The organism is Nocardia crassostreae, from assembly GCF_001613405.1.
GTDB lineage: Bacteria > Actinomycetota > Actinomycetes > Mycobacteriales > Mycobacteriaceae > Nocardia > Nocardia crassostreae.
Genome location: NZ_BDCH01000007.1, coordinates 1 through 8310 on the forward strand (window position 1 = coordinate 1; position 8310 = coordinate 8310).

The following is an 8310-nucleotide window of genomic DNA, read 5'->3' on the forward strand; positions in this document are numbered from 1 at the left end:
CGCCGCGCCCGCACCGCCCGCGAGACCGCGCACGCCGCCACCGCCGCCCTGCCCGCCGATACGGCCGGACTCCCCTCGGCGGCACACAGTTTCGACGAGATCGTCTACGGCGGGCGGCCCGCGCACGAGGCCGAGTACCGGTTGCTGGAACAGGCCGACCGTTTCTCCGTGGCGCCGCCGCCCAAGGCCGAGCCGACCGAGATCAGCGAGAAACGCAAGAAGCGCACCACGAAGAAACCGAAGGGCGAACGCGCGCGCGAACCCCTGGAACTGCCCGCGCTGCTGCGCGATTGGCGCTTCTGGGCCGCGCTGGGCGGTGCGCTCGCGGTGCTGGCCATCGTCTACCTGCTGACCCGCATCGGTGCGCCGCCACCGCCACCGGACAAACCCGACCTGACCCCGCCCACCAATCCGATCGACTTCCCGGACGATCCGCCGGAACGGCCGGACGTGAACGCACCGGACTTCGGCGAGGGCCAGGACTCGGTCTTCGAGCTCCTGCCCGGCTGGGTGGCCTTCGGCGGTCTGCAATTCCTCATCGCCTGGGCGACGGTCATCGCCTGGCGCGGCCGCCGCCGCGGCGCGGTGGTCGGCGAGGCCCGGCCCGTGGAGGCGCCCGCCACCGAACTGCTCACCGGACAGGCCGTGCTGTACCGGAAATCCCGCGATCACGATCATGTGGCGGCCAAACTGCGAGCGGCCGCGCTGCGCCGCCTGCGGCCCGCCCTCGACGTCACCGCCGACACCGTCCCGGAGGTGGTGGTCACGGCGATCGCGGTGCGCACCGGCGCCGATCCGGGCACAGTGCGCGCCGCCCTGTACGACCCCGTCACGGACCGGGCGACCCTGGAACTCGTGGCCGCACAACTCGAATGGATCGAAGCGGAGGTCCTGTGACCCGATCTGACGCAGAGGAACTCGTGGACAAGGAACTCGTGGACACCAACCACACCCCGACCGCCGAACAGGCCCAGCAGGCGCTGCTGGCCCTGCGGGGCGAGATCGGCAAGGCCGTCGTCGGCAACGACCACGCCGTCATGTACCTGGTGCTGGCGCTGCTGTGCCGCGGCCACGTACTGCTGGAAGGCGTTCCGGGCGTGGCCAAGACGCTGCTGGTGCGGGCGCTGGCCACGGCGCTGGACCTGGAGCACGCGCGCATCCAGTTCACCCCCGACCTGATGCCCGGCGATGTCACCGGTTCGCAGATCTACGATCCGCATTCGGCGGAGTTCACCTTCCGCCGCGGACCGGTGTTCACCAATCTGCTGCTCGCCGACGAAATCAACCGCACCCCACCGAAAACGCAGTCCGCGCTGCTGGAATCCATGGAGGAACGCCAGGTTTCGGTGGACGGCGTACCGCAGCCGCTGCCCGATCCGTTCGTGGTGATCGCCACCCAGAACCCCATCGAGCAGGAGGGCACCTATCCGCTGCCCGAGGCGCAGCTGGACCGGTTCCTGTTCAAGGTCGACGTGCAATTCCCGGGCCGCGACGACGAATTCCGCATTCTGCAACGGCATGCCGCCGGTTTCGATCCGCGCGATCTGGTCGGGGCCGGGCTGCGGCCGGTAGCCGGGCCCGCGCATCTGGCGGCCACCCGCCAGGCCGTCGCGCAGGTGGCGATCAGCCCGGAGGTGCTCGCCTACACGGTCGACCTGTGCCGGGCCACCCGCACCTCCCCCGCCGTCGCGCACGGCGCCTCCACCCGCGGCGCCACCGCGCTCATGGCGGCCTCGCGCGCCTTCGCCTGGCTGCACGGCCGCGGGTACACCACGCCCGACGATGTGAAAGCCGTTGCGACGGCCGTGCTCCGGCACCGGTTGCAGCTGCGGCCCGAGCACGAGGTGGAGGGCGTCACCGCCGAGGGCGTGATGAACTCGCTGCTCATGTCCGTTCCCGTCCCGGTCTAGTCGTGGTCGTCACCGGCCGGGCGGCGCTCGCGGCGGGCGCCGCGGCCCTGTTCGTCACCCTGGTCATGCCGTCCTGGCCGGGCGTCGCCCTGGCCACCGCGGTGCTCGCGGCGCTGGTCGGCGCCGATCTGGCGCTGCTGGGATCCACCGGCGCCCTGGTGGTTTCGCGGGAGCCGCTCAGCATCGTGCGCACCGGCCGCAGCATCGAGGTCGAGGTGACCGCGGTGAACACCGGCGCCCGCACCCTGCGCGGCACGCTGTGGGACGACTGGCCCGCCAGCTCGCACGCCGAACACCGCGGCCACGATCTGAGACTGCCGCCCAATACCAAGGTCCGGCTGCACACCGAACTCACCCCGGAATATCGCGGCGACCGCGCGGCCGGACCGGTCACGGTGCGGCTGCTCGGACCGCTGGGGCTGGCCGGACGGCAGGTGCGGCACCGGATTCCGGCCCGGCTGCGCGCACTTCCGCCGTTCCGCAGCGAACGCCTGCTCGCGGCCAAGGTCCGGCAGCTGCAACAACTCGAGGGCCGCAACACCTCGCCGATTCGCGGGCAGGGCACCGAATTCGACTCCTTCCGCGAATACGTGGCCGGGGACGATGTGCGCACCATCGACTGGCGCGCCACCGCCCGCGCCAATGACGTGCTGGTCCGCACCTGGCGGCCGGAACGCAATCGGCACGTGGTCATGCTGCTGGACACCGGCCGGGTCAGCGCGGGTCGCGTCGGCGAGGGCACCCGCCTGGACGCCGCCATCGAGGCCGCCCTGCTGCTGGGCGGGCTGGCCGCCGCGGGCGGGGATTCGGTGGATCTGCTGGCCTACGACCGCGCCGTGCGCACCGAGGTGAGCGGGATCGGCGGAAAACGGCTGCAGCTCAAGCTCATGCACGCGCTCGCCGGGGTCTTCCCGCAGCTGGTGGACACCGACTATCAGGGCCTGCTGCGCAACACCCTGCGGCGCGCCCGCCGCCGCAGCCTGGTCGTCTGGTTCACCCATCTCGATGCCGCCACCGTGCAGGAGGGCATCCTCCCGGTGCTGCCGACGCTCACCCGGCGCCATCGCGTACTCATCGTCTCGGTCACCGATCCGGAGATCACGGCCGCCGCCACCCGCCGCTCCACCCTCGACGACCTCTACACCGCGGCCGCCGCCGAGAATGTTGTCGCCGAACACGCGATCGCCCGGGAAACCCTGCGCCGCGCCGGAGTTCGCGTCATCACCGCCCCGCCCGACCGGCTGCCCGAGGCCCTCGCCGACGAATACCTGGAGCTCAAGCAGACCGGCGCGCTGTGATCCCTGGCTAGGCGGCGACCGGGCGCATGGGCGCCGGACGCGGGGACCGCTCCAGGGCTCGGCGCTGCCGCTCGGCCAGCACCGCGCCCAGAATGTGCAGCGGCGGATAGCCGTTCGGCGGCGGCGTGCGAAGCGTCTCACACACCGCGAGCACGAGCTGCCTGCCCAGCTGATCCTGGATCATCGGCGTGAGCGTCCGCCAGCGCATGAGATAGTCGCGCGCGGCCAGCGCCAGATCGTCCGGCAGCCCGGCCAGATCCAGCTGCCGCGACCAGCCCGCCAGCCACGGCGGCGCCACCGCCAGTGGCGCCCACGGCAACCGGCTGCGGTCGTGCACCACCACGGTGCCCGCCAGCGCATCCCCGACGCGGCGGCCCTGCGGGGAGCACAGCGAGGTCACCACCGCGACCAGCCCGGTGCCCAGAATCCAGAAATCCACCAGCCCCGCCAGCGCGCGGGTGACGGCGTGCCGGAAGTCCACCGGTCCCCCGTCGGCGCGCACCACGCGCAGGCCCAGGAGCAGCTTCCCGGCCGAGCGTCCCCGGGTGAGGGTTTCGATGACGGCCGGATATCCGATCAGCACGGCCGCGATCGTGATCACCGCGGCGGCATCCCGCCACGCCGCATCGGCCTTCCAGGCCAGCAGGACGGCGTCGACCCCGAACACCAGCACTAGCACCACCACCACCTGCAAGGTCAGATCGATGAGAAAAGCCGCGGCCCGGGTGGCGATCCGCGCGATCGGGAGCTCGACAGCGACTGCCTCGCCGGTGGTGAAAAGTGCCATGTCACTCCTTGTGGGGGGCGACTAGCATTCTTCCGAGCGACAGTACGGGGAGGCAACCTATGGATCTCGACGTCTACACCTTCGTGCACAAACCTTCCTGGGACCGCCTCGATCACCTGGCCACCCGCGGGAAGCGGCTCAGCGGCGCGGAGGCCGACGAACTGGTGCGGCTGTACCGGCTGACCTCGCAGCAGCTGGCGCGATTGCAGGCGCGGTCGGCCGATCCGGAACTCATCGCCGGGCTGTCGGCGGTCCTGACCCGCGCCCGCGGGCGGGTGCTCGGGGCGCAGACGAATACGCTGCGCGAGATCGGCCTGTTCTTCTCGCACCGGTTCCCGGCGGCGGCGTACCGGGTGTGGCCCTGGTGGGTGACGGTGGCGGCGCTGTTCCTCGCCGGTTCCACGGCGCTGGCCGCCTGGATCGCCGAATCCGAATCGGGGCGGCGGCATTTGGGCCTGGACACCGATACCGATCGGCTGACCAGGCCGGGCGGGGCCTTCGAGACCTACTACTTCGAACATCCCAACGACGCGTTCGCGGCCAAGGTGTGGACCAATAACGCGACCGTCGCCGCGATCGCGTTGTTCACCGGGGTGCTGGTGCTGCCCGCGGTGTACGTGCTGGTCATGAACGCGCTCAATCTGGGCGTGAGCGCCGGGCTGATGGCCGATGCGGGACGGCTGGATTCGCTGTTCGGCTATATCCTCCCGCACGGAATGCTGGAGCTGACGGCCATTTTCGTGGCGGGCGGGGCCGGGCTGAAGCTGGGCTGGACGCTCATCGATCCGGGCCGGTCCAGCCGGGCGGCGGCGCTGGCGCGGCAGGGCCGGGCGACCGCGGTCATCGCGCTCGGGCTGGTCGTGGTGCTGTTCGTCTCGGGCCTGCTCGAGGGCTTCGTGACGCCGAGCGGATTGCCCACCGCGGTGCGGATCGGCATCGGCGGACTGGCCGAACTGGCCTTCCTGGCCTATGTGTTCGGGCTGGGCCGACGGGTGGCGCAGGATCAGGATGCCGCCGCGGCGGAAGAGCACATGTCGAGCTACTCGACGAGAACAGGCGTGGATCCGGTTGCCGGAGGGGCCAGTTCACCCTCGTTGGTTCGTACCGGAAATTGATTTCCACTGGCCGCAGCGAGTCCGGCTCAGCTGCGGCCAGCGTTGCCGATGACTCTACACAATCGTTATGGCTACGCAACCTCCAACTTGCGCGCCGGGCGTATAAGTGACCAGGCGAAACACCCCTTGCCGGAAGGCAACCCGACAAGATCGCTAATTCCTGGCTTCCGCTTTGCGGGCGGTCTGCGGAGGCCCCCGAATCCGTCCCCGCGGTACCGTTCGCGCGCCCGTTTCGACCCCTTGCGCACGAACCGGCGGGACACCCTTCGCCCGGTTTGCGGAAAACTCGCGCGTTTCCCGTAAGTCCCCAGTTCAACCCCCGTTAAGCTGGCGTTTCATCCCAGCTCAGCACCTTTGCGGAGCGATCGCCCGAACTGAAACAAACTAGAAGTTTGTTTAACGGAGTTTTGGCTAAACTCACATCAGGCAATGGGGAAAGAAAATCGGGCGCATACCCGATGCGTCACCTTCCGGCAATCATTTTTCACCCCCGTGCGGTCCCGGAAAACCCCTCCGGCAACGCCCCGGCCGGGAGGTTCGCGGCCGGGACTGCGATCTTCGTCACACCGGTTGCGAACTGGGGATTTCCCATCCCACTCAGCGGTCGACGCGAACAATCCCGGTGGTCGTCCCCTGCAGCGCGCCACGGCTGGGCATCAGCAGAGGCGAGGTCTGCAACGGATCGGAGACGACCGTGCCCGGCAGCACCCGATTCGACAGCACCGACCCGGTCTCCGGATCCAGCACCGTGAACGCGTAACCATCGGCCGGGGTGGTGATCGGCAGGCCCACCCGCGTCACCGTGTACAGCAATCCGTCGCCGACGACGAGATGCGGGACCGCCGCGCTGCGCACCGTGTTCTCCCAGACCGTCAGGCAGCCGCCCGCATCGTCGATGTCCACCCGGGTCATACCGCCGGTGAACGGCGCCGAGGGCGGCACGGCGGGACCCGCGCCCTCGGGCACCGCCGGATACAGATAGCCGTAGGTGGAGGCCACGAACACCGACCGCCCCACGCCGATCGGCGAATTCTCACTGCCCGCGCCGCCGCGCGTCAGGACCGGCTGCTCGCACACCAGTTCCCCGCTGCCGGAACGGAATACGAGGACATGCACCTGCCCGTCGGCATTGTCCACGATGGTCAGATAGTCCGCGCCGGTGCGCGGACCGAAATAGGTGGGCGTGGATCCGGTGCCCCAGGACAGCTGCCCAGGCTTGCGCGCCGAGCCCCGGTCGTAGGCCGCGCGCCACAGCTGCCGCGGACCACCCGCCGCATCGGCGGTAAATTCGTAGAGCGCGTGCGTCGTCGCGACGGTCACCCGCCCGCTCGGCGCGGCGGAAATGCTGTTGGCCACCTGCTCCCCCGCCAGGAGCGCCAGAGTCGCGACCGCGCCCGCCGGAGTCACCGTGCCGACAATCCCTCTCGCGGTGGCGAACCAGACGGTGCCCGACCAATCCGGTACCAGTCCCGTCACGCTGTCGCCGTCCGGAATGGCCGCCGACAGATCCACCGAACTCTCGATCGCGAGCCGCCAGCCGCCGCCGTCGCGCGCGTGCCCGATGCGCAGCAGCCGCCGGTCCCCGTCCACGACCACCAGACGATCGGCGCTGTCCAGGTAGGCATACACGCCGCCCAACAGTCCGCCGCGCGAAAGCTCCAGCGCGGCGAGCGATCCGGCCACGGGACCCGCGGTGGCCGGATCTATGAGATGCACCACGGGCGCCCGGTTCACGATGGCGGTGCACAGCGCCAAGACCAGACCGTCCGAACCCCGCAACAGCGTCGGGCAGGCCGCGCCCAGCGGATAGGCCGACGTCAGGCGCGCATCGGTCCCCGGCCCGGAATACGGCACGGCATCGGAGGATCCGGCGTCGCCGTGCATGGTCGAGGTGCCCACGGGCCCCAGATACGGATTCGGCTCTGCCAGCGGCCCCCATGCCGCCCCGGCGGAACCGCTTGCCGCCCAGCCCATTACCGCCAGGGTCGCCGCCAGAAAAGAAGCCGACCGTTTCGCACGCACAGAGATCACGAAAAAAGACATTAGGCCCGATCCGGAATCAGGATCGGGCCTAATGTCTTACTGAGTGGGCGAGGGGGGACTTGAACCCCCACGTCCTTACGGACACTGGCACCTGAAGCCAGCGCGTCTGCCATTCCGCCACTCGCCCGAGCGACGGGAAGAAACGTATCACGGGGTATGCGTCAAAACGAAATCGCCTGGTTACCGCCCGTGCACATGGTTACTCACACCTCGGGAACCCTCGGCAGTTTCCAAGAGTTACAGGTGTGGACGATCGTGGATATCATGCAATCAACGTGTCCCTGCAGCGACACGCCATGTTCGCGTGTCGCTGTATTGGGGACGCACCGCGTTCACTGTGCCCACCGGACCTGAGAGGAGGGGCTATGGGAATCGTTTCGCGATTCGAACGCCGCCTCCAAGGGGCCATCGGGGATGTGTTCGCCCGTGTCTTCGGCGGTAGCGTCGTTCCACAGGAAGTCGAGGCGGCGCTGCAGCGCGAGGCCGCCGACCACATCCAGGACGTCGGCGGTGGCCATCTCTTGGCGCCCAACAGCTATGTCATCACCATCAACGAGTCGGACCTGGGGCAGCTCGTCCAGGGCGAGGGACAGGCCGACCACGACCTCACCGTGCGAGCATTCGCCAAACACCTGCAGGACTACATCCGCGACCAAGGATGGCAGACCTACGGCGAAGTGCACGTGGAGTTCGAGGCATCCCCTACGCTGCACACCGGACAGTTCAGGACACGCGGCCGGGTCGACCCGGACGCCGTCGGCGGCACACCAGCCGCCGACCGCCGGGCGGGCCCGGCGCGGAACCCTGAACGCAGACCACGACCCAACCCGCAACCAGGAGCTGGCCCCATGACGCAGAACTCAGGCTACGACCCCAGCCGTGAGCCCGCGGAGTCCGATCCACGTAACCGCGGGTACGCGCCCCCGCCCGCGGGCCGCGGTCCGCAGGGCTACGGAGACTATCCGCCCCACGGTGGTCAGCAGTACCCCGATCAGGGCGGCTACGCGCCCGATCAACAGGGCTACGGCGAGTACCAGAACGGCTACGACTACCAGCAGCAGGGCGGCCACCCGGACCAGGCCTACGGCCAGCAGCAGGGCGGCTACGCCGACCAGGGCTACGGCCAGCAGCAGGGCTACGACCAGGGTTACGCCGAT

At 69.7% G+C, this 8310-nt stretch carries 7 protein-coding genes and 1 tRNA gene; 5 read left to right on the forward strand and 3 right to left on the reverse strand.

Annotation, left to right across the window (positions count from 1 at the left end):
- The 3 genes from NC4_RS04025 to NC4_RS04035 all read left to right on the forward strand — a co-directional run.
- On the forward strand, nt 1–897 hold an 897-nt coding region (locus NC4_RS04025), incomplete at its 5' end, for a DUF4129 domain-containing protein (protein ID WP_067532451.1).
- On the forward strand, nt 894–1910 hold the full coding sequence (locus tag NC4_RS04030; protein ID WP_439957476.1) for an AAA family ATPase: 1017 nt from the start codon (nt 894–896) through the stop codon (nt 1908–1910). The genes NC4_RS04025 and NC4_RS04030, both read left to right, overlap by 4 nt.
- 2 nt (nt 1911–1912) lie before the next feature.
- Nucleotides 1913–3208, forward strand: a complete 1296-nt coding sequence (locus NC4_RS04035) for a DUF58 domain-containing protein (protein WP_067532453.1) — start codon at nt 1913–1915, stop codon at nt 3206–3208.
- 7 nt (nt 3209–3215) lie between these two features.
- On the opposite strand, the gene NC4_RS04040 is transcribed toward NC4_RS04035, so the two are convergent.
- Nucleotides 3216–3995: an RDD family protein gene (locus NC4_RS04040; RefSeq protein WP_067532455.1), complete on the reverse strand. Its 780-nt coding sequence runs from the start codon at nt 3993–3995 to the stop codon at nt 3216–3218.
- Nucleotides 3996–4054: 59 nt separating this feature from the next.
- Between NC4_RS04040 and NC4_RS04045 the strand changes: the two genes are divergently transcribed.
- Entirely contained in the window at nt 4055–5110 is a 1056-nt protein-coding gene (locus NC4_RS04045) for a stage II sporulation protein M (protein ID WP_084528459.1), read from the forward strand.
- 597 nt (nt 5111–5707) lie between these two features.
- On the opposite strand, the gene NC4_RS04050 is transcribed toward NC4_RS04045, so the two are convergent.
- Nucleotides 5708–7084, reverse strand: coding sequence for a hypothetical protein (locus NC4_RS04050; RefSeq protein WP_245721481.1), 1377 nt, complete (start codon nt 7082–7084; stop codon nt 5708–5710).
- Between the two features lie 113 nt (nt 7085–7197).
- Nucleotides 7198–7280, reverse strand: a tRNA-Leu gene (locus tag NC4_RS04055).
- A gap of 238 nt (nt 7281–7518) precedes the next feature.
- On the opposite strand from NC4_RS04055, the gene NC4_RS04060 reads away from it, so the two are divergent.
- The coding region (locus NC4_RS04060) for a DUF3662 domain-containing protein (protein ID WP_157554258.1) at nt 7519–8310 on the forward strand (792 nt) is incomplete at its 3' end.